The organism is Georgenia yuyongxinii (assembly GCF_006352065.1).
Taxonomy (GTDB): Bacteria; Actinomycetota; Actinomycetes; order Actinomycetales; family Actinomycetaceae; genus Georgenia; species Georgenia yuyongxinii.
In genome coordinates this window covers 3,004,535-3,030,939 of the sequence record NZ_CP040915.1, presented here as the reverse complement: position 1 = coordinate 3,030,939, position 26,405 = coordinate 3,004,535, and the positions used below count along the sequence as shown (strand labels likewise).

Annotated in this window: 21 protein-coding genes and 1 pseudogene; 10 read left to right on the top strand and 12 right to left on the bottom strand. The window is 72.5% G+C overall.

The features are described from left to right. Positions 1-318: 318 nt before the first annotated feature. The 3 genes from FE374_RS13800 to FE374_RS13790 form a co-directional block, all read right to left on the bottom strand. A complete protein-coding gene (locus FE374_RS13800; RefSeq protein WP_230978315.1) occupies positions 319-1,398 on the bottom strand; it encodes a DUF4350 domain-containing protein in 1,080 nt (359 codons plus the stop codon). A 174-nt stretch (positions 1,399-1,572) separates the two neighbouring features. Continuing rightward, positions 1,573-1,737 carry a DUF4129 domain-containing protein gene (locus tag FE374_RS20335; RefSeq protein WP_407925322.1) on the bottom strand — a complete coding sequence of 55 codons (165 nt, stop codon included), beginning with the start codon at positions 1,735-1,737 and terminating at the stop codon, positions 1,573-1,575. Between the two features lie 497 nt (positions 1,738-2,234). Further along, a complete protein-coding gene (locus tag FE374_RS13790) occupies positions 2,235-3,074 on the bottom strand; it encodes a glycerophosphoryl diester phosphodiesterase membrane domain-containing protein (RefSeq protein ID WP_139929750.1) in 840 nt (279 codons plus the stop codon). A gap of 617 nt (positions 3,075-3,691) precedes the next feature. Here FE374_RS13790 and mtrA point away from each other — a divergent pair. From mtrA to FE374_RS13760, 6 genes and pseudogenes are all read left to right on the top strand, one after another. Continuing rightward, positions 3,692-4,378, top strand: a pseudogene (gene mtrA, locus FE374_RS13785) (MtrAB system response regulator MtrA). Next, positions 4,375-6,276 (top strand): MtrAB system histidine kinase MtrB, encoded by a 1,902-nt coding sequence (gene mtrB / locus FE374_RS13780; RefSeq protein WP_269142038.1) that lies wholly within the window; start codon positions 4,375-4,377, stop codon positions 6,274-6,276. Before mtrA ends, mtrB begins: the two are co-directional and overlap by 4 nt. Beyond that, positions 6,273-8,066 carry an LpqB family beta-propeller domain-containing protein gene (locus FE374_RS13775; RefSeq protein WP_139929749.1) on the top strand — a complete coding sequence of 598 codons (1,794 nt, stop codon included), beginning with the start codon at positions 6,273-6,275 and terminating at the stop codon, positions 8,064-8,066. The genes mtrB and FE374_RS13775 overlap by 4 nt, the downstream gene beginning before the upstream one ends. Before the next feature lie 191 nt (positions 8,067-8,257). Continuing rightward, entirely contained in the window at positions 8,258-9,208 is a 951-nt protein-coding gene (locus tag FE374_RS13770; protein ID WP_179957320.1) for a ComF family protein, read from the top strand. A gap of 283 nt (positions 9,209-9,491) precedes the next feature. Beyond that, positions 9,492-10,178 (top strand): ribosome hibernation-promoting factor, HPF/YfiA family, encoded by a 687-nt coding sequence (gene hpf / locus FE374_RS13765; protein WP_139929748.1) that lies wholly within the window; start codon positions 9,492-9,494, stop codon positions 10,176-10,178. A 98-nt stretch (positions 10,179-10,276) separates the two neighbouring features. After that, positions 10,277-11,119 (top strand): DUF72 domain-containing protein, encoded by an 843-nt coding sequence (locus tag FE374_RS13760; protein ID WP_223173542.1) that lies wholly within the window; start codon positions 10,277-10,279, stop codon positions 11,117-11,119. A 62-nt stretch (positions 11,120-11,181) separates the two neighbouring features. On the opposite strand, the gene FE374_RS13755 is transcribed toward FE374_RS13760, so the two are convergent. From FE374_RS13755 to FE374_RS13740, 4 genes are read right to left on the bottom strand one after another with little or no spacing between them, the layout of a single operon-like run. Continuing rightward, a complete protein-coding gene (locus FE374_RS13755) occupies positions 11,182-12,141 on the bottom strand; it encodes a glycoside hydrolase family 43 protein (protein WP_139929747.1) in 960 nt (319 codons plus the stop codon). Continuing rightward, positions 12,138-13,028: a carbohydrate ABC transporter permease gene (locus tag FE374_RS13750; RefSeq protein WP_139929746.1), complete on the bottom strand. Its 891-nt coding sequence runs from the start codon at positions 13,026-13,028 to the stop codon at positions 12,138-12,140. The genes FE374_RS13755 and FE374_RS13750 overlap by 4 nt, the downstream gene beginning before the upstream one ends. Further along, on the bottom strand, positions 13,028-14,008 hold the full coding sequence (locus FE374_RS13745; protein ID WP_139929745.1) for a carbohydrate ABC transporter permease: 981 nt from the start codon (positions 14,006-14,008) through the stop codon (positions 13,028-13,030). Before FE374_RS13745 ends, FE374_RS13750 begins: the two co-directional genes overlap by 1 nt. Further along, a complete protein-coding gene (locus tag FE374_RS13740) occupies positions 14,005-15,327 on the bottom strand; it encodes an ABC transporter substrate-binding protein (protein ID WP_139931599.1) in 1,323 nt (440 codons plus the stop codon). Before FE374_RS13740 ends, FE374_RS13745 begins: the two co-directional genes overlap by 4 nt. Positions 15,328-15,516: 189 nt before the next feature. On the opposite strand from FE374_RS13740, the gene FE374_RS13735 reads away from it, so the two are divergent. The 4 genes from FE374_RS13735 to FE374_RS13720 all read left to right on the top strand — a co-directional run bounded on the left by FE374_RS13735 (position 15,517) and on the right by FE374_RS13720 (position 22,079). After that, positions 15,517-16,821 carry a winged helix-turn-helix domain-containing protein gene (locus FE374_RS13735; protein ID WP_139929744.1) on the top strand — a complete coding sequence of 435 codons (1,305 nt, stop codon included), beginning with the start codon at positions 15,517-15,519 and terminating at the stop codon, positions 16,819-16,821. A 171-nt stretch (positions 16,822-16,992) separates the two neighbouring features. Beyond that, entirely contained in the window at positions 16,993-19,881 is a 2,889-nt protein-coding gene (gene secA / locus FE374_RS13730; RefSeq protein ID WP_139929743.1) for a preprotein translocase subunit SecA, read from the top strand. A gap of 352 nt (positions 19,882-20,233) precedes the next feature. Next, positions 20,234-21,430: an LLM class flavin-dependent oxidoreductase gene (locus FE374_RS13725; protein ID WP_139929742.1), complete on the top strand. Its 1,197-nt coding sequence runs from the start codon at positions 20,234-20,236 to the stop codon at positions 21,428-21,430. A 31-nt stretch (positions 21,431-21,461) separates the two neighbouring features. Continuing rightward, on the top strand, positions 21,462-22,079 hold the full coding sequence (locus FE374_RS13720) for an FMN reductase (protein WP_139929741.1): 618 nt from the start codon (positions 21,462-21,464) through the stop codon (positions 22,077-22,079). A gap of 257 nt (positions 22,080-22,336) precedes the next feature. Here the strand turns inward: FE374_RS13720 and FE374_RS19915 are convergent, their stop codons facing one another. From FE374_RS19915 to FE374_RS13700, 5 genes are all read right to left on the bottom strand, one after another. Next, the gene (locus FE374_RS19915; protein ID WP_230978314.1) at positions 22,337-23,041 is read right to left on the bottom strand and encodes a hypothetical protein; all 705 of its coding nucleotides are present in this window, start codon (positions 23,039-23,041) and stop codon (positions 22,337-22,339) included. Next, positions 23,041-23,310, bottom strand: a complete 270-nt coding sequence (locus FE374_RS19910; protein WP_230978313.1) for a hypothetical protein — start codon at positions 23,308-23,310, stop codon at positions 23,041-23,043. Before FE374_RS19910 ends, FE374_RS19915 begins: the two co-directional genes overlap by 1 nt. A 446-nt stretch (positions 23,311-23,756) precedes the next feature. Further along, on the bottom strand, positions 23,757-24,767 hold the full coding sequence (locus FE374_RS13710) for an NADPH:quinone reductase (protein ID WP_139931598.1): 1,011 nt from the start codon (positions 24,765-24,767) through the stop codon (positions 23,757-23,759). Positions 24,768-24,887: 120 nt separating this feature from the next. Next, positions 24,888-25,523 carry an Rv3235 family protein gene (locus FE374_RS13705; protein WP_139929740.1) on the bottom strand — a complete coding sequence of 212 codons (636 nt, stop codon included), beginning with the start codon at positions 25,521-25,523 and terminating at the stop codon, positions 24,888-24,890. After that, complete coding sequence (locus FE374_RS13700; protein WP_139929739.1) at positions 25,520-26,248, bottom strand: LysM peptidoglycan-binding domain-containing protein; 729 nt, start codon at positions 26,246-26,248, stop codon at positions 25,520-25,522. The genes FE374_RS13705 and FE374_RS13700 overlap by 4 nt, the downstream gene beginning before the upstream one ends. Positions 26,249-26,405: the final 157 nt, after the last annotated feature.

The window sequence follows — 26,405 nt, the reverse complement described above, 5'->3', positions numbered from 1 at the left end:
CGCCGCACAGCAGCCCGATGACCAGGCCGGTGACCGCACCGTCCTGCCCGACGACGGCTTTGCCCACCTCCGTGCGCAGCTGCCCGAGCTTCTCGCGGGCGGCCGACGGCGAAGCGGGCGCGGCGGGCGAGGGTGCACCCGGGTGGGTCGGCCCGGCGAGGGCGCCGGGCTTGGCGGGGGCGCCGGGCGAGGCGGGGGCGCCGGGCTGGGTGAGGGCGCCGGGCTGGGCGGGTGCACCCGGGTGGGCGACGTGTGCGCCGCCCGGGGACACGGTCGGGGCGCCGGGCTGCGCGGGGGGCGGGCCATAGGGGGAGTGGGTCACGATCGGTGAACCTCGCTTTCCAGGGTGTCGAGGGCGGCGGTGAGCGCCAGCAGGCCGGCGTCGTCGGTGGGGGGCGGGCCGTAGAGCAGCGCACGCAGCAGCTCGGCGGGGTGCCCCGTGGCCCGGGTGAGGGCGTCCAGCAGGGTGTCGGCGCCGGCCGAGTGCGCGAGCCCCAGCGCCCGCGCCAGCCGCGCCGCGGTGCCGGCGCGCAACGCCGCGGCGGCGTGGCCGTGGGCGCGGGAACGTCGGTAGAGCCGGCCACGCCCGCGGGTGGTCTCGGCCGCGCGCACCACCACCGGCATCACCTCGGTGACCACCGGGCCCAGCGCCCGGCCGTGCGCGAGCGCGAGCAGGACGGCGGCGGCGGCCAGCGCGGCCAGCACCAGCTGCAGCCGGACCGGCAGGGCGGGGACCGGCTCGTCGACGGAGGTGCCCAGGTCCAGCGGCGACGGCAGGTACCAGACCAGATCCGGGTGGTGCCCCAGGGCCCGGAGCGTCAGGGCGGCGTTGCCGTCCTCGGCGAGGTGGGCGTTCGACAGAAGCCGGGCGTCGGCGAGGTAGCGCACGGTCTGCTCGCCGCGCTCCCACACGGCGTAGGCGCCGGCGCCGTTGTCACCCACCGGGAAGCAGACGACGGCGGCCGAGCCCGGGTCGGCGCTGACGGAGCCGCGGCTGAAGGAGATCTCTCCGGCGGCCGCGGCGTCCGGGTCGGCGCACCGGGCGGTCACGGGCTCGGCGGAGCCGGCGCCGCCGGGCGTGACGTCGCCGTCGAAGGCGTCCAGGTTGCTGAAGGTCGCGCCGACGACCACCAGGTCCGCGCCGGTGCTGAGCAGGGCGGTGCGCTGGTCGTCCAGGAGCAGCGACGGGTCGGTGATCAGCACGGTGCTGCCAGGCCCGGCCAAGGTACCCACCTCGGCAAGGGTGGTGGCCTCCTGCACGCGCACGCCCTGGTCGGAGAGCAGCTGCGCGGCTGCCCGGGCGCCGTCGGGGGCGGGGTTGTCCGGGGCGAGCGGGCGGGCCGAGGTGCGCGCCGACAGCGCCCACGCCAGGACGGTGAGGAGCAGGAACGCGACCACGACGACGACGGCGAGCCGGTGCCGGCGCCACCAACCGGCCCGGCGTGGGCGCGCGGGTCCGGGACCCCCCGGCCGGCTGGGCTGCGCCGTCGGGCCACGGGCCCTCGGGACCTGCGGCGCCGTGGGCATCGGCGCGGGCGGGAGCCGATGCGGTGGGGTCGGTGACGGGGGCGCTCACGGGACCGCCACCGGGGCGACGGCGCGGGTGTGGGTGCGGCCGACCTGCTCGGCGAGGTGGCGCATGGCCTGGTCGTCTCGCGCGTCGGCGACGGCGTGGCCGTAGCGGACGTCGTCGAACAGCCGGCCGGCCCGGTCCAGCTCGGCCGAGAGGCCGGGCAGCGCCGCGGTCGCGAGGACGGTGGCCTCGTGGGCGGTCAGCCCGGGACGGTCGTCCCAGCAGGGCGCGCTCGTCGAGACTCCGGATGGTCGCGCGGAAGCGCTCGAGCACGGCCAGGGAGTAGTCCCCGCGCCGGGCGGCGGCGTCAGCCTCGCGGGTGAGGTCGGCGCTGGTGCGGGCGTCCTCGAACAGCCCGGCCGAGGCGCCGGCGGTCCGGGCTAGGCGGCGCCGTCGGGCACGACCACCGAGGAGCAGGCCGAGGGCCACGACGGCCGCGAAGGCGAGGACGAGGAGCAGCGGGACGACGCCGGAGGGGGTCTGCCCACCCAGCCGGGTGAGCGCCTCGTACAGCTGCTGGAGCCAGGTGAGGAGCCGGTCGATGAGGCTGGGGGAGTGGTCGTAGATCGCCTTGGCGAGCTCCTCCTCAGCGAGCCGGCGCGCCTCGGCGGCGTCGGGGTCGACCGGCACACCGAGCAGGACAGGGACTGCGACTGGCACCTCAGGCGGCCTCCGCGGCCCGTGCCAGCTCGACGTCCAGGCCCTCCTTTCGCATGCGCACGTCGATGTAGACGAGCGCGAGCACGGCCGAGAGGAAAGGTGTGGTCAGGGCGGAGATCAGGACGGACAGCACCGTGCTGACCAGCAGCGCGGCGCCCGACACGGCCGAGGTGGGCATGAGGGCGGTGATGATCGCGACGGGGATCATCAGGATGGAGGAGAGCACCGCCACGATGATCACGGCCAGGGCCAGCACCCCGAAGATCCGCCAGAAGTTCCGCGAGGTCAGCGACCAGGAACGCTTGATCGACGTGAGCACCCCGGTCTTCTCGAGCATGAGAGCCGGGGCGGCGAGGCCGAGGCGCACGGAGAGGAAGACCGCGAGCACCGCCGTGGCGAGCATGAGCAGCAGGGCCAGGACGACCATGACGCCGGCGGAGCCGTCGTTCCCGCTGGCGATCGCGCCGCCGATGAGCAGGGCGAGCACCAGCGTGAGGACCGCTGCTACGGCGATGCTGATCAGCCCGAGCAGCAGGGTGAGCCCGATGAGCCGCCAGACCTGGCTCTTCGCCTGGGTCCACAGGTCCTGCACTGAGATGACACGGCCGAGCACCGACTGGCTCACCGAGATGATGAGCAGCCCGGTGAGCACCACGGACGCGAAGGAGATGGCCAGCGTCGCCGTGAGATAGCCGAGCATGCTGCCGACGCCGACGGTTGCCAGCGCCTCCGGGGAGGCGGTGGGGTCCAGCAACGGCATGGCCTCGTCGAGGAAGATGGCCAGCACGACGGCCTCGATGACCGCGAGCACGCCCATGACCAGCAGCGACAGCCCGAACATCACCTTCGGGTTGGCGCGGATCGAGCGGAACGCACCGTCGAGGATCTCCCCGACGTTGATGGGTCGTAGCGGGACGATGCCCGGCTGTGCGGCGCCCGTACCCCTGGGGCACGGGCGCGTACGGCATGCCGGCGCCGTACTGGCCGTACCGGGGGGCCGGCTGGCCGTACTGGCCCATGGGAGGCTGAGGGCCGGTGGGCTGCTGCTGCCCGTACTGGCCGTACTGCTGACCGGCCGGTGGCTGTTGGCCGAACTGCGGGGCGGGCTGCCCGTACTGCCCGTACTGCGGCTGCTGCCCGGACGGGGCGGACCCGGGACCCTGACCCACCCAGGGCGTGCCGCCGTCGCGCTCGGGACCGGCCTCGCGGCCCGGCTCGCCCGGAACGGGCTCGTTTGTCGACATCTCGGCGCCTCCTCCGCGGGGCAGTCCCGCGTCCAGATCGTGCAGTCGGGCCAATCGTCCCATGCCGCACCTCACGTCGCGGGCAAGCCCCGCGGGACGGGACCGGTGTCCTACCAGGTCAGGAACCCCACCCCAGGCCGGTGCGAGGCCGGCTACACGACGCCGGGAGCGGCGTCGTGCACGGCCATGTCCGCAGATCTGGGAGCATAAGGGCATGAATTCTCGTCTCCTAGTGGTCGACGACGACGTTGCGCTCGCCGAGATGATCGGCATCGTGCTCGAGGCCGAGGGCTTCGAGCCCGATCTTCTGCGCCGACGGCCGCCCTGGCGCCCGACGTCTTTCGCGCCGAGAACCCCGACCTGATCCTGCTCGACCTCATGCTCCCGGGCATGGACGGCAATCCAGGTGTGCCGGACGATCCGCGCGGAGTCCGACGTCCCGATCGTCATGCTCACCGCCAAGTCCGACACGCTCGACGTCGTCGCGGGGCTGGAGGCAGGCGCGGACGACTACATCGCCAAGCCGTTCAAGCCCAAGGAGCTCGTCGCCCGTGTGCGCGCGCGGCTGCGCCGCCAGGACGTGCCCGAGCCGGAGAAGCTGCGCATCGGCGACCTGGAGATCGACGTCGCCGGCCACGAGGTCAAGCGCGGGGAGGAGTCCATCTCCTTGACCCCGCTGGAGTTCGACCTCATCGTCGCCCTGGCCCGCAAGCCGTGGCAGGTGTTCAGCCGTGAGGTGCTGCTCGAGCAGGTCTGGGGCTACCGCCACGCGGCGGACACCCGCCTGGTCAACGTCCACGTGCAGCGCTTGCGCGCCAAGGTCGAGAAGGACCCGGAGCACCCCGAGGTCGTCGTGACCGTGCGCGGGGTCGGCTACCGGGCGGGGGCCCTGCAGGCGTGACCCAGCCGGCCGCGGGGCCGCTGCTCCCCGCCGAGCCGGGACGGACCGAGAAGGACCGTCCCGGCCCCGGCGACCCCGTGGCACCCGACGGCGACCACCTCCTCGGCCTCGGCCTGGAGCACACCATCCCCCCGGCGCTCGCCGCCGAGATGCTCGACCCCGACATACCCGCCGTCCCGGGTGCCCCGCAGCACGACCTCGGCGCCATCCCGCACCCCGCCGGCCCGGCCACCACCTACCGGCCCCGCCGCCGGCGCAGCCTGCGCATCCGCCTGCGCCGCAAGCTGCTGCGCATCGCCCGGCGCTGGCGGACCTCGCTGAGCCTGCGGGTGGTCACCGCCACGATCGTCGGCGGCTTCGTCGCGCTCGGGCTGCTCGGCGGCGTCCTGGCCTCGCAGATCCGCGACGGCCTGTACAACCAGCGGGTCGAGCAGATGCTCGCCGACGCGGCCCTGCGCACCGCCGACGCCCAGAAGGACTTCGACTCCGCCACCGCGGTCACCAGCCAGCAGGTCCAGTCCGTCGCCGTCCAGTGGATCAGGTCCCTGCAGTCGGCCAGCTCCGGCGCGGTCGGCGCCGTGCTCATGCGCTCGCCCCAGGCGATCTCCTCGGTGAGCATCATCGAGCCGGCCACCAACGGCGCCGTGCGCAACCTCGTCAGCCCCGAGATGCGCCAGGCCGTTCAGGGGGCCGGCGGGCAGCACTGGCAGGCCGTCAGCGTGCCCACGGCCGACGGCGAGGGGCCGGGCATCGTGGTCGGGTCACCGGTGACCCTGCCCGCGGCCGGGGCGTACGAGCTGTACATGGTCTACACGCTCGACCCCGAGGAGCAGACGATCTTCCTCGTCCTGCGGATCCTCTCGGTGGGCGCCGTCGCCCTGGTCGCGTTGCTCGCCGCGCTGACGTGGGTGATCACCCGTTGGGTGCTGCGCCCGGTGACCGATGCCGCCCACACCGCCGAGCGCATCGCCGACGGCATGCTCGACGAGCGCATGGACGTGCGCGGCCGCGACGAGCTGGCCCTGCTCGGGGAGTCCTTCAACGAGATGGCGGGGTCCCTGCAGCGCCAGATCGAGCAGATGGAGGAGCTCTCCCGGCTCCAGCAGCGCTTCGTCTCCGACGTCTCCCACGAGCTGCGCACCCCGCTGACCACCATCCGCATGGCCAGCGAGGTCATTCACGACAACAAGGACTCCTTCGATCCGGTGGTCCGCCGCTCCGCCGAGCTGATGCAGACCCAGCTGGACCGCTTCGAGTCCATGCTCGCGGACCTGCTCGAGATCTCGCGGTTCGACGCCGGCGCCGCGGTCCTCGACGTCGAGGACCGCGACGTGCGCGACATCGTCGCCCGGGTGGTGGAGATGTCTGCCATCCTCGCCGAACGCAAGGGCTCGGAGGTCCGTGTCACCGCGCCCGAGGAACCCTGCACCGCCGACATCGACCCCCGCCGCATCGAGCGAGTCGTGCGCAACCTGGTGAACAACGCCATCGAGCACGGCGAGGGCCGCCCCATCGACATCACGGTCGGGCGCACCCCCACCGCCGTCGGTGTGCGGGTGCTCGACCACGGTGTGGGCATGTCGGACGAGGAAGCGACGCACGTCTTCGACCGGTTCTGGCGAGCGGACCCCGCGCGGGCCCGGACCACCGGGGGCACCGGGCTGGGCCTGTCCATCTCGCGGGAGGACACCCGCCTGCACGGCGGCACCCTCGAGGCGGCCGGCCGCCCCGGGATCGGCTCGTCCTTCGTGCTCACCCTGCCCCGTCGCGCCGGCTCGGCGATGGGCAAGCGGCCTGTGCCGCTGCGGCCCAACGACGTGCCGGAGACCACGACGATCGAGGTCGACGGGGAGGAGGGCCCCGCGAACGTGGGCGCCCTCGTGGAGGAGGCGCCGTGACCGCCGCCGCGGACTCCCACCACGCCGCCCTCCCAGGCCCGCGCTTGCGCCTCGCCGGCCGCCCCAGCCCGCGCCGTCGCCCGGACCCGCGCCGTCGCCCGGACCCGCGCCGTCGCCCGGCAGCCGTGCTCGCCGTCGTCGTCGCCGCCCTCGTGGTGCTCGCCGGGTGCGCGAGCCTGCCCCGCTCCGGACCGGTCACCGCCTCAGACCCCGACCTGCCCGCCGCGCAGGGCATCGGCCTGTTCGCCCGGGGCCCCGAGGTCGGCGCCAGCCCGCAGGAGATCGTCGACGGCTTCCTGGCGGCGTCCGCCGCCGGCTACTCCGACGACTTCCTCGTCGCCCGGCAGTTCCTCGCCGGCACCGCCGAGCAGACCTGGCAGCCGCTCGCCCAGGTGCGGATCTTCGCCGACGCCCAACCGCAGTACACCCGCACGCCCGACGGTGCTGTCCGCCTGTCCGTGGCCTCGCAGGCCACGGTGGACTCCGACGGGCGTTTCACCGAGTCCGGGCCGCAGGCCGCCATCGAGACCGAGTTCACCCTCGTCCGCGACGCCGACGGGGAGTGGCGCATCATCGAGCTCGACGACGGCGTGCTGGTCCCGTTCGCGATCTTCTCCTCGGTGTACGTCCAGAGCGCCCTGTACTTCGTCACCCCTGACCGGCAGGCGTTCGTGCCCGAGGTGCGCTGGTTCCCGCGGGAGAACCTCGCGACGGCGCTCGTGCGGGGCCTGCTGCAGGGTCCCTCCCCGTGGCTCTCGCCCGGCGTGGTGAACGTGGCGCCCACCGGCACCCGGATGACCGTCGAGTCCGTCGCGGTGACCGACGGCATCGCGCAGGTGAACCTCTCCGCCGAGTCCCTGGCCGCCGAGTCCGAGGAACGGGCGCTGTTCGCCGCTCAGCTCACCCGCACGCTGCGCGAGGTGCCGGGCGTCCAGGAGGTGCAGCTGACCGCCGCCGGTGCGCCCTACGAGATCACCGACGACGTCCCCGAGCTGCCCGCCTACCCATACTCCTCGCGCAACCCGGTGGTGGTCGCCGACGGCGCCCTCGCCGAGGTCGACGGCGGCGAGGTCGTCCCGCGCCCGGGTGCCGACCAGCTCGCTGGGCTAGACCCCCGCCACCCCGCCGTGGGGTACGAGCAGCAGAACCCCACCACCGTCTTCCTCGACGGCGCCGACCGGCTCATGGCGGCCGCCGGGGCCGACGCGCCGGTCGAGCTGGTAACCGGCGCCGGGCTGGTCCCCCCGTCGGTGGACCTGCGCGGTTGGGTCTGGACCACCCCGGCCGCCAACGACGGCACGCTCGTGGCCGTCCGGCCGGACCGCACCCGCGTGGGCGTCGCCGCCCCCTGGCTCGACGGCGGCACGGTTGTCTCGCTGCGGATCTCGCGCGAGGGGGCCCGCGCCGTGGTCGTCTGGCAGGCCGCCGGGTCGACCGTGATCGACGCCGCCGCCGTCGTGCGCGACGTCGACGGCACGCCCCGCGCGCTCGCCGAGCCCGTCCGGATCGGTGACCGCGTCACGGCCGCGGCCGACCTGGCGTGGGTCGACGAGAACACCGTCGCCGTGCTGGGCGACTCCGGCGGTGACTCCGAGCCCACGGTGCACCTGCTCCCGCTTGGCGGGCCCACGTCCCGGCTGCCGGTGGTCGAGGGGGCGGTGTCCATCGCTGCCGGGCGCGGGGAACGGTCGATCCTGCTCGGCACGGGCGACGGGCGGCTGTACGAGCGCACCGGCGCCGCCTGGCGAGCCGTCCACGACGACGTGTTCGACCCCGCGCTGCCCGGGTAGAGCCCCCTCACCGCCCGCCCCCACCCCTGCCCGCGAGATGTCATCTTCTCCGCCAGATGTCATCTTCTCCGCCAGATGTCATGGCGCGGCTTCTCGGGAAGTTGTCGAACCGATCGCCGCTCGCGACCGGATTCCCACAGCCTCGGGCACCGGCGTCCCGCAGCGCATTCACCACCTGCCACGCTGCGGGCATGGACGTACGGGCCGGGGCCGTGGCGGCGCTGACGGAGGCCGCCGGGCTCGTGGTGCCGGTGGCGTGCGCCGGGTGCGGCCGGTGGGACGTCGCGCTGTGCCCCGCCTGCCGGGCGCTGCTCGGCGCACCGCCCGCGCGATGCGAGCATGACGCGCCGATGCTGGCGGGGGACTGGTCCGGACGTCCGCTGCCCACCTGGTCGCTCGGTCCGTACCGCGGCGCCCTGCGGTCGATCGTCCTGGCGTGGAAGAACCACCGCCGCGAGGACATCGCCCCGGCGGTGCTTGCCGGCGCTGCCGCAGCGGCCAGGACCTGGGCGGGCGACCCGCAGCTGCGCGCGGCGCTCGCCCACGCGTTCGGCACGGCCGACGTGTTCGGCACGGCGGACGCGGCGACCACGAAGGACGCCTTCGGCACGACGGAGGACGCCTTCGGCACGACGGACGCGGCGGCACCGTCCACCCCGCAGATCCGCGCGCCCGACGTGCTCGTCGTCCCCGCCCCGTCGGGGTGGCGCCGGCGGCTCATGCGCCGCCTGGTGGTCGCCGCGCTCGCCGACGCCGTCGGGCACGGCCTGGCCACGGGGTTCCGTGAGGAAGAGAGGCCACCGGTGGGCCGGGTGGTCGTGGTCGACGCACTACGTCGTCGACGCGGCGGCGCCCACCAGGCCGGACTCGGCGCGCGGGGACGCGCCGCCAACCGCGCCGGGAACATCGCGTGCCTGACGGCGCTAGAGGGCGCCGTGGTCGTGCTGGTGGACGACGTGCTGACCACCGGGGCCACGCTCGCCGCCTCCCGCGGCGCGATCGAGGAGGCCGGAGGTCTCGTGGCTGCGGCCCTCGTCCTCGCTTCGACGCCCGCGCCGGGTCACGTGGCGAAGTCACGTGGCGAACCTGCCCGGCCGAACGCTGTCATGAAGGGCTACGGGCCCGGGCCGACGCTCCCGTAGAAGGGCGCCCGCACCGAGCGAAACCGGCACCGTCTCCCATCCTAAGGCCGCCGGTAAACGCGCAGATGGGACCAAGGAGATGAACCTGGTTCGCAGAGCGACTAGCGTTGGTGCATGGAGCACCGTCCCACCCGTCGCAGAGGCGCGATCACCGTGCCCACCGGAAGCGGACGAGTTCCCGAGGGAGGTGGTCCCCACCCCAACGCTCGCCTCTGAAGCCGGCGAGCTCGCATCAGTCCGGGGCCGCAGAGCCCCCACATCCTAAGGACCGCTGGAGGTCACCATGGAGATCGTCGTCAAGGGTCGCAACACCGAGATCGCCGACCGCTTTCGGACGCACGTGCAGGAGAAGCTGGCCAAGATTGAGCAGCTAGCCCCACGTGCTCAGCGGGTCGAGGTCGAGCTCACGCACGAGAAGAACCCGCGACAGGCCGACCAGGCGGAACGGATCGAGATCACCGTGCGTGACAAGGGGCCGGTGATCCGAGCAGAAGCGAAGGCCTCCGACCGTTACGGAGCCCTTGACGTGGCAGCAGGAAAGCTGCTGGAACGGCTGCGCCGCTCACGAGACCGGCGCAAGGACCACCACCGCTACTCCCCACCCGCACCGGCCGAGGCACTCGTGGCCGTCCCCGAGCAGGCCCCCGACGAGGCACCCGAGCGCCCCGTTCCGCCGACCGAGCTGGGCCAGAGCGTCGAGGCCCAGCTCGGTGACTCCCCGGTGATCGTGCGCCAGAAGCTGCACGAGGCGACCCCCATGACGGTAGACCAGGCCCTGTACGAGATGGAGCTCGTCGGGCACCCGTTCTACCTCTTCATCGACGACGAGACCGGTCAACCCTGCGTGGTATACCACCGCCACGGCTGGACCTATGGCGTGATCCGCCTCAACACCGTTGTCGCCGGGCAGGCTGAGTCCACCAACCACGTGACCAGCGCGCGCCTGGCCGAAGCCGGCGCCGCCCGCTGACCGACCCGCACCCGGGGCCCGCCGTCGACCACCGACGGCGGGCCTCGCTGCGTCCGCTCACCGTGCCGCACGCGCGCGGGCTGCCTACAGTCGTCGCCATGGTTGTACGAGTCGGCATCTCCGGCTGGCGCTATGCCCCGTGGCGCGGGATGTTCTACCCGCGCGGGCTGCCGCAGCGCCGCGAGCTGGCCTACGTCGCCTCCCACCTCGCCACGGTGGAGATCAACGGCTCCTTCTACTCCCTGCAGCGGCCCGCGAGCTTCCGCGCCTGGTACGACCAGACCCCGCCGGGCTTCGTGTTCGCCGTCAAGGGTGGGCGCTTCATCACTCACATGAAGAAGCTCGTCGACGTCGACGCCCCGCTCGCGAACTTCTTCGCCTCCGGCCTCCTGACCCTGGAGGACAAGCTCGGACCGATCCTCTGGCAGCTGCCGCCCCAGCTGCCGTTCGACGCCGCGCGGCTCGACGCCTTCCTCACCCGGCTCCCGCGCACCACCGCGGCCGCGGCCGAGCTCGCCGCCCGGCACGACAATCGCGTGCGGGAGGAGAACGCCGTCGTCACCACCGCCGTCGACCGGCCGCTGCGCCACGCGATGGAGGTGCGCCACGCCACCTTCCGCGACCCGGCGTTCGCGACCGTGCTGCGCGAGCACGGTATCGCCACCGTGGTGGCGGACACCGCCGGCCGGTGGCCGCTGCTCGAGGACGTCACCGCCGACTACGTCTACGTGCGGCTGCACGGGGACAAGGAGCTCTACGTCAGCGGGTACACCGCCGCCTCCCTGGACGTGTGGGCCGAGAAGATCCGTGCCTGGCACGGGGCGGGGCGGGACGTCTACGTCTACTTCGACAACGACGTCAAGGTCCGTGCCCCCGTCGACGCGCTCGCGCTCGTGGCCCGGTTGCCCGACCTCACGGGCGACGTCGTCGCGGCGCGGTGACGGCGATTGCCCCCGAACCGGAGCGCGGGCGGCCGAGAAGTCAGCGCCCGGCGGTCGAATAGTCACCGTGCGGACCGGACCGTCGGGGCGGGCTGCGGGTCCGTCGTCGGCCCCCCGCAGACGGGTCCCCGATCCGTCCACTCCAGCCGGTCCAGGCACATCCGTCTCGCGGTGCCCGCCGGGTCCCAGGCGTGATAGACGAGCCAGTCCGTGCCGACGTCATCGGTGACCACGCTGGCGTGGCCCGGCCCGTGCACCACGCCCGGCCTGGTGCGCACCACCAGCGGCCCCTCGGACGGCGCCTCCGCCCAGGGGCCCAGCGGGTGCGACGCGGAGGCGACCGAGACGCCGTAGGAGGGCTGCTGCCAGTTGCCGCCCGAGTACAGGCACCAGTACCGGCCCTGGCGGTACAACACGAACGGGCCCTCGCAGGTGTGCCAGTCGTACACCGCGTCGTACATGGCGCGGCCCGCCAGAAAGAGCTGCCAGTCCGCCGACGGCACGATCACCGGCTGAGGATCCCCGGCGAGCCGGTCGGGCGCGACCAGCCGGTCCACCACCACCGCCGTGCCCACCCGGTCCGACTTCAGCCGGTCGACCGCGTAGTACAGGTACCAGGAGCCGTCGGGGTCCTGGAACGGGTGCGGGTCGATCGCGAACGGCTCCTGCGGTGCCAGGTTCACGCCGAGGTCCCGGTAGGGACCCCCCGGATGCGCGGCCGTGGCGACGCGGAGGCGGTGGGCCTTGTCGCCCACGCCGGCCGAGTAGTACATGACGTACTCCTCGCCCACGCGCGCGACCTCCGGGGCCCACAGGTGGGTGGCGCCGTCGAGGTCGCCGGGCGTGAGCACGGTGCCGAGGTCCGTCCACGCCACCAGGTCGTCGGACACCAGCCCCAGCAGCGACTGCGCCGTGGTGCCCGCGCCGGTGCCGAACGCGTAGTAGCGGCCCTGCGCCGCCAGGACGAAGGGGTCGGCGAAGTAGCCGCCGAAGACCGGGTTGGTGTAGGTAGCCGCGGTCATCCCTTCAGGCCTGCCCGCCCCACGCCCTCCACGATGTAGCGCTGGGCGAAGAAGTACATCGCGAGGACGGGGACGCTCGCGATGACGGCGCCCGCCATGAGGAGGTCGTAGCGCACGGCGTTGGCGTTCTGGAGGGTGGACAGCCCCGCGGGCAGCGTCTGGTTCTCCGGGGAGAACAGCACGTACACCGGCCACAGGAAGTCGTTCCAGTTCGTCAGGAACGACAGCAGCGCCAGGGTCACCAGCGCCGGCCGTGACAGCGGCAGGATGATCTGGCGGAACGTGCGCCACCGCGTGGCGCCGTCGATCCGGGCGGCCTCCTCCAGCTCGATGGGCAGGCTGAGGAAGAACTGACGCAGGAAGAAGACCCCGAAGGCCCCCGCCGCGCCGGGGAGGATGACGGCGAGCAAGGTGTCCAGCCAGCCCAGCCGGCCCACCACGAGGTAGTTGGGGATGAGCAGGATCACGGGCGGCACGAACAGGGTGCCGATGATGACGCCGAACACGATCTTCTTGCCGCGGAAGTCGATGCGCGCGAGGGCGTAGGCGGCCATGGAGGCGGTGATCAGGATCAGGAGGGTCTGGAAGGACGCGGCGAGGAGGCTGTTGATCAGCCAGCGCACGACCGGTGTCCCGCTGGTGGTGAGAATGGAGTCGTACGCCTGCAGCGTGGGCTCCTGCGGGATCCACTGCGGGTTCGGTGCCGCGGCGTCCGCCGTCGTCTTGAAGGACGTCGACAACATGTAGAGCAGCGGGGAGACGAAGATCAGCGTGAGGATCACCAGGAGGGCGTAGAGCAGCCCCCTGCGCCCGCCGCCGCGCCGCCGCCGACTGGTGGGCTCGGGTGCGGACGCCTGCGAGGTACGCGGTGCGGTCGCCGTGCTCATCAGCGCCCACCTCCCTTCGGGTCACGCTCACGGAAGAGGAAGAAGACCGCGATGCTCACGATCGCCAGGAAGACGGTGAAGATCATCGACATCGCTGAGGCGACGCCGGAGTTGAAGCTCGTCAGCCCGGTCTCGGCGATCTGGTAGATGGCAGTGCGGGTCTCCTGGCCAGGACCGCCGATTGTCATGAGGTAGGACTGCCCGAACATGTTCACCGAGGCGATGATCGTGACGCTGGTGACGAACAGCAGCACGGGCCGAAGCCCCGGGAGCGTGATGCTCCAGAACCGCTGCCAGGCGTTGGCGCCGTCCATCTTCGCGGCCTCGTAGAGCTCCGGCGAGATGTCCTGCAGGGCGGCGAGGTAGATCACCGTGTTGAACCCGAGCGTCCACCAGACCGTCACGCCGATGAGGGAGATCCACGCCCAGGGCAGCTGGGTCAGCCACGGGACGCTCTCGGAGAGCCCGATCACGCCGAGGTAGTGGTTGACCAGGCCGATGTTCGTGTCGAGCAGGTACCGCCAGAGCACGGCCACCACGGCCACGCCGAGGACGAACGGTGCGAAATACATGGCCCGGAAAAAGTTGCGGCCCTTGAACTTCAGGTTCATTGCGAGCGCCACCAGGAGCGGCAGCACCAGCAGCAACGGTACGGCGCCCGCGGTGAAGATCGCGGTGGCGCGGATGCCCTGCCAGAACGGGGCGTAGAACGGGGAGTCGCCGCCCAGCAGCCCGACGTAGTTGTCCAGCCCCACCCACGGCTTCTCCGGGAGGGTGTAGTCGTACTCGTGCAGGCTGATCCAGATGCCGAGCACCGTGGGGACGATGACGAAGGCGGTGAACAGCACCAGATAGGGCGCCATGAAGATCCAGCCGTCGCGGTTGTCCTTCGCGCCGGTGGCCGTGCGTGGTCGAGCCTGAAGGTCGGCGCGGTCGACGGCGTTGCTCGTCGCCGCGGTGCGCAGAACTGCCTCGCTCATAGTGCTTCCCCCCTCGCGAACTTGCGCAGGTTTCCTTGCATGAGTGCACTGGCCTGCTCCGCGGCGGCGGCGAGGGCGGCCTGCGGCTCGTTGACGCCGAGGATGGCGTTGGAGACGGCGGTCTCCAGCGTCTGGGCCTGGACCTCGCCGAGCGCCGGGATGGGCGGCAGGAACCGCATGCTCGGGATGGCCTCGGCGACGGCGGCCTGCGGGCTGGCAAGAAAGTCCTTGCTCTCCCGGGCCTGGGAGCGGGCGGGGATCATGCCGGCGGCCGCCCAGCTCGCGGAGTTCTCGATGAGGAAGCGGATGAATGTCTTCGAGGCCACCAACCGGTCGTCGTCGGGCTGCCTGCTGCGGAACATGACGAGCTGGTGGGAGTTGGCCCAGACGGCAGGCTCGGTGCCGATCGTTGGCACCGGTGCTAGCGACCAGGCCAGATCCGGGGCGGTGGAGCCGAGGTCGTTGATCTGCCATATGCCGTCCCAGGTGAAGGCGCCCTCACCGTTCTTGAATGCGGTGTACTGGGAGTCCTGGGCCACGTTCGGCGGGCTGAACTTGTTGTCGATCTGGCTGCGCATCCAGGTCAGGGCCTGCACGCCGGCGTCGCTGTCGAACGTGGCCGCCGAGCCGTCCTCGGCGTAGGGCTCGCCGCCGAACTGCCACAGCAGCGACAGGAAGATCAGGTGCGCCGGCCACCGGTTCGGCATCCAGAAGGGCGTCTCGACGCCGGCACCGACCAGCGTGGTCAGCGCTCTCTCCAGGTCGGCGCCGGCGCCCGGTTCCCCGGACAGCCCGGCCTGCTTCAGCAGTGCCGTGTTGGCGTAGGAGCCGAGGGAGTGCACGTCCAGCGGGATGCCGTAGCGCTTGCCGTCGTAGACGCCGGCCTCCCACACGTCCGCGGGGTACTCCTCCGCGGAGAGCCCGAGCTCGGTGATGACCTCGTCGATCGGGGTGATGGACCGCCGGACCGCCTGCGTGGCCAGCTGCTCCACGTGCATGGCCCCCACGTCCGGGCCCTGACCGGCGTGCACCGCCGCGACCACCCGCTGGTAGTACTGCGCCCACTGGACCACGTTCATCCGGACGGTGATGCGGTCCTGGCTGTTGTTGAAGTCCGTCACGAGCTGACGCATCGCCGGTCCGTCGCCGCCGGTGAACCCGTTCCAGTACTCCAGCGTGACGGGGGGCCCGTCGTAGTCGCCCTCGACAGGCGGCCCGGTAGCCGCCAGCGGGACCGAGCTGCCGCACGCGGCGAGCAGGGCTCCTGCCCCGGTCACCGCGCTGAGCGCGAGAAAGTCCCTGCGTGACAACGTCGTCATCGTCACCACCACCGCCTCGTCGTAGAGTCGTCAACGGGTGTCGGTTTGCGGTCAGCGTAGATCGATAGCCGCGAAGGTACGACCGGAGGGCGACGGGCGTGCCGTGCCGGGTCGCCGGACCCATCGAGGTGACGGGTCGCCGGACCATCGAGGTGACGGACGACGGTGAGGCTCGGGCACGATGGGCAGATGAGCGTCACCACCCCGCTGCGGCGGGTGCCCCGCGCCAGGAGGGCCCCGCGCACCCTCACGCCCGGTCAGGCCCGCCGCATCGCCGTCGCCGCGCAGGGCCTGGACCGGCCGCGGCCCGCCGGCCCCGTCACGATCTCGCACCTGCAGCGGGTGGTCGACCGCATCGCCCTGCTCCAGATCGACTCGGTGAATGTCGTCGCCCGCGCGCACCTGCTGCCGCTGTTCTCGCGGCTGGGTCCGTACGACCCGGCCCTGGTGGACCGGGCGAGCGGCCGCTCCCCGCGCCGCCTGGTGGAGTTCTGGGCGCACGAGGCGTCCTACATCCCGCCGGCCACCTTCCAGCTGTTGCGCTGGCGGATGGAGGGCTACCGCCAGCGTGACCATTGGGGCCGCGAGCGCGACCACACCCCCGTTGTCCTCGAGGCGGTGCGGGAGTTCGTCGCCTCGTCCGGTCCGGTCACCGCCACCGAGGTCCATGCGGCGCTGGGCCACGCCCGCGGCGAGAAGGAGCACTGGGGCTGGAACTGGACACCGGCCAAGCACGCCCTCGAGCACCTCTTCAACATCGGCGAGATCGCCGCCGCCGGCCGCACCCCGCAGTTCGAGCGCGCCTACGACCTCACCGCCCGGGTGCTGCCGCCCGCGGTGCTCGCGACGCCGGTGCCCGACCCTGACGAGGCCGTGCGCCAGCTGGTCACCATCAGCGCCCGCGCCCACGGCGTCGCCACCCTCCGCTGCCTCGCCGACTACTTCCGGCTGCCCACCGCCACGACGGCCGCCGCCGTCGCCGACCTGGTCGAGGACGGCACCCTCGAACCGGTGCACGTGCGGGGCTGGAAGGACGCCTACCTCGCCGCCGACGCTCGCCTGCCCAGGCGGGTTCCGGCCCGCGCGCTCCTCGCACCCTTCGACCCGCTGGTCTTCGAACGACGGCGGCTGCAGGCCCTGTGGGGCATGCACTACCGGATCGGGATCTACACCCCCGCCGCGCAGCGCACCCACGGCTACTACCCGCTGCCGTTCCTGCTCGGCGAGCACCTGGTGGCCCGGGTCGACGTCAAGGCCGACCGGCAGGCCGGGCTGCTCCGCGTGCGGGCCGTGCACAGCGAGGAGCCCGACGGCGTGCCCGGCCTCGTGCGGACCGGTGCGGGGACGTGGCCGGGAAGGGGCGAGGTGGCGACCGGGCTCGCCGCCGAGCTGGCCGAGATGGCCCGCTGGCTCGGGCTGGGAGAGATGGTGGTGGACGACGACGCCGGCGGGGACTTGCCGGATGACCTGACCGCTGCGCTCACCCTGAGGTGAGCTCCGCCGTCGGGCACGAGTGACGCACTCCTCGCGCCCACCTGCTCGCCGTCGGCGAACCATGGGCGCGGGCGGTGCGCCGCTGCGCCTACCATGGGGACGGGTGTGCCCGGCCGGGCCACCGCGCCGGGGGAGAAGTCCTGGCGGAGACGACAGACCAGGAGCCGGCGCGTGCCCAAGATCCTCGACAGAATCCTGCGAGCCGGCGAGGGCCGCGTCCTCAAGCGGCTCACCGCGATGGCGGACCAGGTTGACGCGCTCGAGGCCGAGTTCTCGTCCATGTCCGACGCCGAGCTGCGCGAGGAGACAGACAAGTTCAAGCAGCGGCACGCCGACGGCGAGAGCCTGGACGACCTGCTCCCCGAGGCGTTCGCGAACGTGCGCGAGGCCGCCACCCGCACCCTCGGCCAGCGCCACTACCGCGTGCAGATCATGGGCGGCGCCGCGCTGCACCTGGGCAACATCGCCGAGATGAAGACCGGTGAGGGCAAGACCCTCGTCGCCACCCTGCCCAGCTACCTCAACGCGCTGACCGGCAAGGGCGTGCACGTCGTCACCGTCAACGACTACCTCGCCGGCTACCAGAGCGAGCTCATGGGCCGCGTGCACCGCTTCCTCGGCATGAGCACCGGCACCATCCTGTCCGGTCAGAACCCCGAGCAGCGCCGCGAGCAGTACGCCGCCGACATCACCTACGGCACGAACAACGAGTTCGGCTTCGACTACCTGCGCGACAACATGGCCTGGTCGCTCAGCGAGCTGGTGCAGCGCGGGCACAACTTCGCCATCGTCGACGAGGTCGACTCGATCCTCATCGACGAGGCCCGCACCCCGCTGATCATCTCCGGCCCCGCCACCGGCGACGTCAACAAGTGGTACGCCGAGTTCGCGCGGCTGACCACCCGCCTGGAGCGCGACGCCGACTACGAGGTCGACGAGAAGAAGCGCAACGTGGGCGTGCTGGAGCCCGGCATCGAGAAGGTCGAGGACTACCTCGGCATCGAGAACCTCTACGAGTCCCTGAACACCCCGCTGATCGGCTTCCTCAACAACGCCATCAAGGCCAAGGAGCTGTTCAAGAAGGACAAGGACTACATCGTCAAGAGCGGCGAGGTCCTCATCGTCGACGAGCACACCGGCCGTGTGCTGGCCGGGCGCCGCTACAACGAGGGCATGCACCAGGCGATCGAGGCCAAGGAGGGCGTGGACATCAAGGCCGAGAACCAGACCCTCGCCACGATCACCCTGCAGAACTACTTCCGCCAGTACGCCAAGCTCTCGGGCATGACCGGCACCGCCGAGACCGAGGCGGCCGAGTTCTCCAGCACGTACAAGATCGGCGTGGTGCCCATCCCCACGAACAAGCCGATGCAGCGCGAGGACCAGTCGGACCTCATCTACAAGGGCGTGCAGCAGAAGTACACCGCGATCGTCGACGACATCGCCGAGCGGCACGGCCGGGGCCAGCCCGTCCTGGTCGGTACCACCAGCGTGGAGAAGTCCGAGACGATCTCGGCGATGCTCAAGAAGAAGGGCATCCGCCACGAGGTGCTCAACGCCAAGCAGCACGAGCGCGAGGCCGCCGTCGTCGCCATGGCCGGCCGCAAGGGCGCCGTGACCGTGGCCACCAACATGGCCGGCCGCGGTACCGACATCATGCTCGGTGGCAACGCCGAGTTCATCGCCGTCGCCGCCCTGAAGCAGAAGGGGCTGGACCCCACCGAGACGCCGGAGGAGTACGAGGCCGCCTGGCCCGCCGCGCTCGACGCCGCCAAGGCCGCGGTCGCCGCCGAGCACGACGAGGTCGTGGCGCTGGGCGGGCTGTACGTGCTCGGCACCGAGCGGCACGAGTCCCGCCGCATCGACAACCAGCTGCGCGGCCGGTCGGGCCGTCAGGGCGACCCGGGGGAGTCCCGGTTCTACCTGTCCCTCGAGGACGACCTCATGCGCCTGTTCAACTCGGGCCTGGCCATGCGGGTCATGGACAGCGCGTCCTTCCCCGACGACATGCCGCTCGAGCACAAGTTCGTCTCCCGCGGCATCGCCAGCGCCCAGGCCCAGATCGAGGCCCGTAACTTCGAGATCCGCAAGAACGTCCTCAAGTACGACGACGTCCTGTCCCGCCAGCGTGAGGTGGTCTACGAGGAGCGGCTGCGCGTGCTCGAGGGCGAGGACCTCGAGCAGCAGATCCAGACGTTCCTCGACGACGTCGTCACCGGCCTCGTCGCCGAGTACACCGTCGAGCCCACCCCGGAGAACTGGGACCTCGAGGCGCTGTGGACGGAGATGAAGACCACCTACCCGGTGACGATCACCCCCGAGGACGTCGTCGAGGAGGCCGGCAACGCCACCCGCGTCACCTCCGAGATGCTCGTCGAGGAGCTGACCTCCGACATCCACCTCGCCTACGCCGCCCGCGAGGAGGAGCTCGGCGCGGAGGTCATGCGCCAGCTCGAGCGGCGGGTGGTGCTCTCCGTGCTCGACCGCAAGTGGCGCGAGCACCTCTACGAGATGGACTACCTCAAGGAGGGCATCGGCCTGCGCGCCATGGCCCAGCGTGACCCGCTGGTCGAGTACCGCAACGAGGGCTACCAGCTCTTCCAGGCCATGAACGAGGCCATCAAGGAGGAGTCGGTCCGGTACCTGTTCAACCTGGAGATCAAGCGCCAGGAGGCACCGGTCGAGGCCACCGGGCCGCAGATCTCGGTGACGTCCGCGGCGGCGACGGCGGCCAATGCGCCTGCCGCGGCGCGGCCCCAGACGACGGCGGCAGCGGCGCCTGGCGCGGCACCATCGGCCCCGGCGAGCCCTCCTGCGGCGGCGGCGGCCGCGACTGCCGCTCCCGCTGCGGCGCCGGACCTGCTCGGGCTCGAGGAGCCGGAGCGGCCGACCAAGCTGTCCTACTCCGCCTCCGCACTCGACGGCACGGTGCCCACCGGTGTGTCGGCGGACGGCGAGCCTGCCGCCCAGACCACCGGCGCCGACGGCGAACCGGCCGCGGCGGACGGCAACCGCGAGCAGCGCCGCGCCGCCGCCAAGGCCGCCAAGAAGCGCGGCTGACCCCGCGCGCTCCCGCACGACATGGTCCGGCCCCCACCAACCTTGGTGGGGGCCGGGCCGCGTTGTGGCCTCGGCGCGCCTCGTCGAGGCACTCGAGGCACGCGCTCCGTCGGACCGCCCGAGTGTGACGCTCGCGCCGTCGGCTCCCCTCCTTGCACCTCGAGACAGCAGCACCGGCGAGACACGCAGCGTCGCCAGCGTGCGCCTTCGGGGCCTCACCAGTGCCGGAGGCGCCCGCCCGCCCGTGGCGTGACCATGCTCACGTGCTGGGGTGCTGAAGGCGGAATACAGACCAAGGTCCCACCGTTGGAGCGGATGTACATGCAAACGCATCGATCTAGCGAGGGCCACCATGCAGTTCGGAATCTTCACGGTCAGTGACGTCACGACCGACCCGACCACCGGGCACACCCCGGACGACACCGAGCGCGTGCGCGCCATCCTGAAGATCGCCCAGCACGCCGACCAGGCGGGGCTGGACGTCTTCGCCACCGGTGAGCACCACAACCCGCCGTTCGTGGCGTCCTCGCCGACGACGATGCTGGGCTACCTCGCCGGCACGACGAAGAACATCACCCTGTCGACGGCCACCACGTTGATCACCACCAACGACCCGGTGAAGATCGCCGAGGACTACGCGATGCTCCAGGTCATCTCCGACGGGCGGATGGACCTGATGATGGGCCGCGGCAACACCGGCCCGGTCTACCCCTGGTTCGGCAAGGACATCCGCCAGGGCATCAACCTGGCCATCGAGAACTACGCCCTCCTGCGTCGGCTGTGGGAGGAGGACGTGGTGGACTGGCAGGGCAAGTTCCGCACGCCGCTGCAGGGCTTCACCGCCACGCCCCGCCCGCTCGACGGCGTGGCACCGTTCGTGTGGCACGGCTCCATCCGCAGCCCCGAGATCGCCGAGCAGGCCGCGTACTACGGCGACGGCTTCTTCCACAACAACATCTTCTGGCCGATGAGCCACACCAAGCGGATGGTCCAGTACTACCGCCAGCGCTTCGAGCACTACGGCCACGGCCAGGCCGACCAGGCCATCGTCGGCCTCGGCGGGCAGTTCTTCGTCCGGAAGAACTCCCAGGACGCCAAGCGGGAGTTCCGCCCCTACTTCGACAACGCGCCGGTCTACGGGCACGGCCCGTCGATGGAGGAGTTCACGACCGAGACCCCGCTGACCGTGGGCTCGCCGCAGGAGATCATCGACCGCTACGCGAAGATGCGCGAGGAGGTCGGGGACTACCAGCGTCAGCTGTTCCTCATCGACCACGCCGGTCTGCCGCTGAAGACCGTCCTCGAGCAGATCGACATCCTCGCCGAGGAGATCGTGCCCGCGCTGCGCAAGGAGAATGAGGCCAAGCGCCCCGCCCACGTGCCGTCCGACCCGCCCAGCCACGTCGAGCGCGTCGCCGCCGCCCGGGCCGCGGGCAAGGTCACCGGCGAGCACGTCGCCGGCGAGGACCGCTGGACGGGCAAGACCGCCGAGGACGACGCCACCGCGGCCGACGCCGCCACCAAGAAGGGCGCAGCCTTCGGGCTGTGACCTTCCCCCGAACACTCTTCAAGGAGAACGCATGAGCGAGCGCACTATCGTCACGGTCTCGGCCGGCCTCGGCCAGCCGTCGTCCACCCGCCTGCTGGCGGACCGGCTCTCCGAGGCCACCGTCACCGAGCTCGAGGCACGTGGCGTGAACGCCACGGTGGAGGCCGTGGAGCTGCGTGACGTCGCCCACGAGATCGTCAACACCATGCTCACCGGGTTCGCGACCGGCGAGCTGAGCGGGGTGCTGGAGAAGCTGACCGCCGCGGACGGGCTCATCCTCGTCACGCCGCTGTTCACCACCACCTACTCGGGCCTGTTCAAGTCCTTCATCGACATCATCGACAAGGACGCCTTGACGGACATGCCCGTCCTGCTCGGCGCCACCGGTGGCACCCCCCGCCACTCGTTGGCGCTGGAGTACTCGATGCGCCCGCTGCTGACCTACCTGCGCGCCGACGTCGCGACCACCTCGGTCTTCGCGGCGACCGACGACTGGGCGGGCGAGGGTGACCAGGTCAACCCGCTGCCGGGCCGCATCCGCCGCGCCGGCCGCGAGCTCGCCGAGATGGTCGCCGCCCGGGAGAACGCCGGACCGGCTGACCTGTACGACGGCGTCCCCTCCTTCGACCAGATGCTCGGCAACGTCTGACCGCGGGTAGCGGGCCGCGTGAGCGGCTCGCTACCTCAGGTCCGCACCGGCGGCCGCGCCCACAATGGGCGCGGCTGTCGGTGTTCCGGCATGTCCGGTTTGGTCTGCCGGCCTTCGGGCCTCGTCGTGGCGTGCCCGGGTCAGGTGGTCGCGGTAGCCGGCACTGCGGGCAGCGCATCGACCCGTGCCCCGAACCACTCGCGGGGCCGGGCGCTCACCGCCCGGTCGAACGCGTCGTCGTCGTGCCGGGCGCGCAGTCACGCCCCGAGGTCCCCGCCCACGGACCGGTCGGCCTCCCGTCGGCACGCAGCCGTCGCCGTCACCGCCCGGTGCAGCATCGCCTCGGCCTCAGCGGCGTCGCGGTAGACGAAGGGGTGGGCCGCGCGCACGATGGCGTGCACCCACGGGCGGTCCGGGAACACGCCCACGACGCCCGCCAGGAGCGCCTCGACGTACTCCAGGCCGTAGGACTCCTCGTCCGCGGTGGCGAGGAACGCCGTCGTCCGCCCGAGCCGCTCCCAGTAGGTCTGCCGGCTCGCGGTGAGCGGCCCGACCCATGCCCACTCTCTGCGGGAGAGGGTCATGGCTCGTTCGGAGACCAGGTGCTCCTCGCCCAGGCGTGCCTCGACGAGGACGGGGGTGCGGGCCGCGACCCGCTCGACCACGTGGAGGAACAGGTCGGGGCGCTTGCGGTCGGACAGGGAGATCGCCGGATATAGGATCACCGGGACGTCCGGCTCCTGCCGCGGCCGGGCGTGTTTGAGCCGCACCCCGAGATTGACCCAGGCGATCCGCGCCCGCTCGGCCAACCGGGGCACCGTCCATGCCGCGACGATCTCGTGGAACTCCCTGGCCGTGCGCTCAGAGTTGCAGAACGTGGGAAAGAGCGCGCAGGACAGGGCCAGCGCGGCGACGTCGGCCGTGCGGGTGTACCGCGATGGCGGCCACCACACGAAGTTCATCACCGCAGGGTTTGGGCACCGAGCCCCGACGGTCTGCCAGACGGCGACCGAGTCGAGGACGTCCATGTTGACGACCAGGTGCGCGCGCCGTCGAGCTCGGTGAGGGGGACGACGTCGACTCCCTCGCTGCGCCGGGCGGGCGGGCCGACCACCTGGGCGCCGGGGAATACGCGCAGGAGCCGGCGCACCAGGGTCGCGCCGGCGTCATGCCCGCCCACCCGACCCTCAGGGGTGATCCGGACCTGCCCCAGCCGTACTGCGATGCTCATCGCCGCTCACCCGCTCCGGAGTTGGCCGGCTCGAGGGCTTCAGCCGCGACCGGTGCTGCCGCGGGGCCGTCGACCAGATCGGGCGGTCCGACGAGATTCGCCGGGACGCCCTCTCCGGTCGCCGCGACCCCGCTGCCGATGCGCATGCCGTAGAAGGACCGCAGGACGAAGAACGCCGTCCGCGAGGAACGCCTCGGAGAGTGCGAGCACCAGATCCACGGCGCCGTGGGCCCGGCCGGCTTGGTGGCGAGAGCGTCGTGCCCAGGCAGGTCGCCCCGCCGGTCGCACGATGCACCGGCACCTCGTCCGACGTTCGTAGGCGAATGTTCACGAAGAACCTCACGCGCTCGGGTGACGGCGACTGTGCCGTCGCCTCCGGCGCTAGGGGGTGCCGGACCGTCCCGACCGAGACCTTCGGCCCGCATCCTGGGCCTCAGGCCCCGTGATCACGACGCCTGACCGGTCCACACCGCCTCGCCCTCGCGGTTCCAGGGGTGCAGCAGCTGCCTGCCTGCGACGTCGCCCGACTCCAGCAGGCGGTGCGCGTACGCGGCGGCCTCCAGCGGCAGTTCCGCGACGATGCGAGCGGTCAGCCGGTTCTCGGTGAGCATCTGGTTGATCACGGCCGCGGCCGCCGCGAGGTCGCGGCTGCGGGCGCGGCTGATCACCATGCCCAGCACGGCGACGTCTCGGGTGTAGAGCCGGCGCAGCGGCACCGTGGCCCGCTCCGGCGCGGCCGTCACCACGATGCGTCCGCCGTCGGCGACCACGGTGGCGGAGACCTCGATGTCCTGCCGGCCCGAGGTGTCCCAGACGACGTCGACGCCGTCCGGGGCATGATCGAGGACCGCCGTTGCCAGGCACGGGTCGCGGTAGTCGAGCACCACGTCGGCGCCGGCGGCCCGGCACCGGTCGTGGTCCTCGGGGCGGGCGGTGGCCAGCACCCGGACGCCGGCGCGGACGGCGAGCTGGGTCGCCGCGGTGCCGACGTTGCCGACGCCGCCGCCCACCAGGACGGTCTCGCCCGGCCGCAGACGGGCGCGGACGAACCAAGCCAGGTACGCCGTCGCGGCGGGGTGTGCGATGGCGACCGCCACCCGCGGGTCGACGTGCGCGGGCAGGTGGTACAGCCGCGGGGCCGGCACGCTCGCGTACTGGGCGAAGGACCCCTGCCGGCCGTCGTGCCCCATGCTGTTGGACCACACGCGGTCCCCGGGCTTGAAGTCGGTGACCGCGCTGCCCGCTTCCAGGACCGTCCCGACGAGGTCACGGCCGAGGACCAGCGGCCGCGGGACCCGGGTGGGGTAGGCCCCGGAGCGTACGAGCGTGTCGACCGGGTCGGCCGCCACCGTCTCCACGGTGACCAGCACCTCGTCCGCGCCGAGCGGTGGCACCGGCAGCTCGCCCACGCGGATGGTCTCCACCGGCCCCGGCACCGGGACGTACGCGGCCAGCATCGTCGCTGACATGGCGGCCTTCGTCGGTGACACGGCAGCCCTCGTCGGTGACATGACAGCCATGGTGGTGCGCGTCGTGGGGAGCGGCACGTCGGGGCCGCGCCTCCCGTGCTGCGAAGGTCACCCGATCTCCAGCGCCGTGGCGCGCCACCTGCCCTGGTGGGCCTCGAGGCGTACCGCGGCGGCCCGGACCCGGACGCCGTCGTGCACGACGACGGACGCCTCCACCGTGCGCGGGCCTACCTGGCACAGATGCACGCGCCGGACAGCGGTGTGCCGGCTGCGCGCCGGCCGGGCGAGGATCCGCCCCGCGAGGTCGGCGCGACGTGCCAGCGACTCGTACAGCTCGGTGGTGAGGTACCGCGCGAGCTGGGTGGCGGGGCGCAGACCCACCAGCACCTCGACGGCGCAACGGGCCAGCGCGGCAGCCCACGGACCGGCCGGTGGCAGCTCCGGCGGGGTGCTGCGTGCGGCGGCTACGAGGGCACTGGCGGCGACGAACGGTGAGCCCTTGGGGACCGGCGGGGGCGGGGCGGCGGGGCCGGTGAAGCGGACGGGGTCCCAGCGGGTGGGGAGCCACGGAACGGTGGTGCGGACCGCGGGCGGCGGCGCCGGGTGCAGGCAGGTGGTGTCCGTGCCCGGCGTGGTCGTCGTGACGGTCTGCGGCGGAGCCGGCGCCGTCGCGTGGGGGACCGCGATGGGGGTCGCCAGGTGCCGGCCGACGGGGGCCGGCCGGACGAGCGTCGTCGTGCTCATGATGTCTCCTCGATGGGCGCGCGCAGCTGCTGACCCGGGCGGATGAGATCGGGGTCGGAGCCGACGACCTCTCGGTTTGCCTCGTACCACCGTGGCCACGCCACGGCGATCTCCGCGGCGGTGGCGCCGTCCGGGAGGTGGGAGGCGGTGATCGACCACAGGCTGTCGCCGGCCCTCACCACGTGAGCGTCGCGCGCCGCGGCTGGGGGTGCGACGGGCGCCGGAGCCGTAGAGGGCGGGGCGGGCTCCGGGGTGGACGGTGCGGGCGGGACGCCGTCCATCACCGGGGTGAGCGGTGCGCCCCACCCCAGATCTGCCGGGACGGTGGCCTGATCGGCCGTCGTGGCGAGCGCCGGCCCGAACGAGGACGCGACGCCGAGACCCGTGACCGCGGTGGTCAGCAGCACCCGTCGCAGGACGGGTGCGCCGTACCGGCGCAGCGCCAGATCGAGGACCGACCCGGTGCGTGGCAAAAGCGCGACCACGACGGCGCCCGCGGCCGTCAGGGCGAACCAGGCAGCGACGCACGCGCCGACGGCGACGACGGCGAGCAGCACCACGTCTGCCAGGTCCGTTGCCGTCAGTCCTGCGGGGGAGCGGTGGACCGCGATCAGGGACGTGGTCGCCGACCAGGCCTGCCGCGAAAGAGCGACGCCCAGCAGCCCGGCTGTCGCCGTCACTGCCAGGCCCGCGGCCGCCCGGGATGCGTCTCGCGAACGGCCCATGCTGCCCCCAACCCTCAACGATGTTGCACGAGGATGCAGTTTGATACGTGTACGTGTACATAGATGTACGCGGTGCGGGGTGGTTCTGTAAAGGCCTGCGGCAGGCATGTGGACGGCGCGACCGACGCGGGGCCCGGCCACCGTGCGCGGAGGGGAC

Excerpts from the sequence above, each read along its gene's own strand:
- FE374_RS13790 (WP_139929750.1), bottom strand. The coding sequence starts at position 3,074 with ATGTTCGGGCTGTCGCTGCTGGTCATGGGCGTGCTCGCGGTCATCGAG.
- FE374_RS13770 (WP_179957320.1), top strand. The coding sequence starts at position 8,258 with ATGGACGTACGGGCCGGGGCCGTGGCGGCGCTGACGGAGGCCGCCGGG.
- hpf (WP_139929748.1), top strand. The coding sequence starts at position 9,492 with ATGGAGATCGTCGTCAAGGGTCGCAACACCGAGATCGCCGACCGCTTT.
- FE374_RS13760 (WP_223173542.1), top strand. The coding sequence starts at position 10,277 with ATGGTTGTACGAGTCGGCATCTCCGGCTGGCGCTATGCCCCGTGGCGC.
- FE374_RS13755 (WP_139929747.1), bottom strand. The coding sequence starts at position 12,141 with ATGACCGCGGCTACCTACACCAACCCGGTCTTCGGCGGCTACTTCGCC.
- FE374_RS13750 (WP_139929746.1), bottom strand. The coding sequence starts at position 13,028 with ATGAGCACGGCGACCGCACCGCGTACCTCGCAGGCGTCCGCACCCGAG.
- FE374_RS13745 (WP_139929745.1), bottom strand. The coding sequence starts at position 14,008 with ATGAGCGAGGCAGTTCTGCGCACCGCGGCGACGAGCAACGCCGTCGAC.
- FE374_RS13740 (WP_139931599.1), bottom strand. The coding sequence starts at position 15,327 with ATGACGACGTTGTCACGCAGGGACTTTCTCGCGCTCAGCGCGGTGACC.
- FE374_RS13735 (WP_139929744.1), top strand. The coding sequence starts at position 15,517 with ATGAGCGTCACCACCCCGCTGCGGCGGGTGCCCCGCGCCAGGAGGGCC.
- FE374_RS13725 (WP_139929742.1), top strand. The coding sequence starts at position 20,234 with ATGCAGTTCGGAATCTTCACGGTCAGTGACGTCACGACCGACCCGACC.
- FE374_RS13720 (WP_139929741.1), top strand. The coding sequence starts at position 21,462 with ATGAGCGAGCGCACTATCGTCACGGTCTCGGCCGGCCTCGGCCAGCCG.
- FE374_RS19915 (WP_230978314.1), bottom strand. The coding sequence starts at position 23,041 with ATGAACTTCGTGTGGTGGCCGCCATCGCGGTACACCCGCACGGCCGAC.
- FE374_RS19910 (WP_230978313.1), bottom strand. The coding sequence starts at position 23,310 with ATGAGCATCGCAGTACGGCTGGGGCAGGTCCGGATCACCCCTGAGGGT.
- FE374_RS13710 (WP_139931598.1), bottom strand. The coding sequence starts at position 24,767 with ATGCTGGCCGCGTACGTCCCGGTGCCGGGGCCGGTGGAGACCATCCGC.
- FE374_RS13705 (WP_139929740.1), bottom strand. The coding sequence starts at position 25,523 with ATGAGCACGACGACGCTCGTCCGGCCGGCCCCCGTCGGCCGGCACCTG.
- FE374_RS13700 (WP_139929739.1), bottom strand. The coding sequence starts at position 26,248 with ATGGGCCGTTCGCGAGACGCATCCCGGGCGGCCGCGGGCCTGGCAGTG.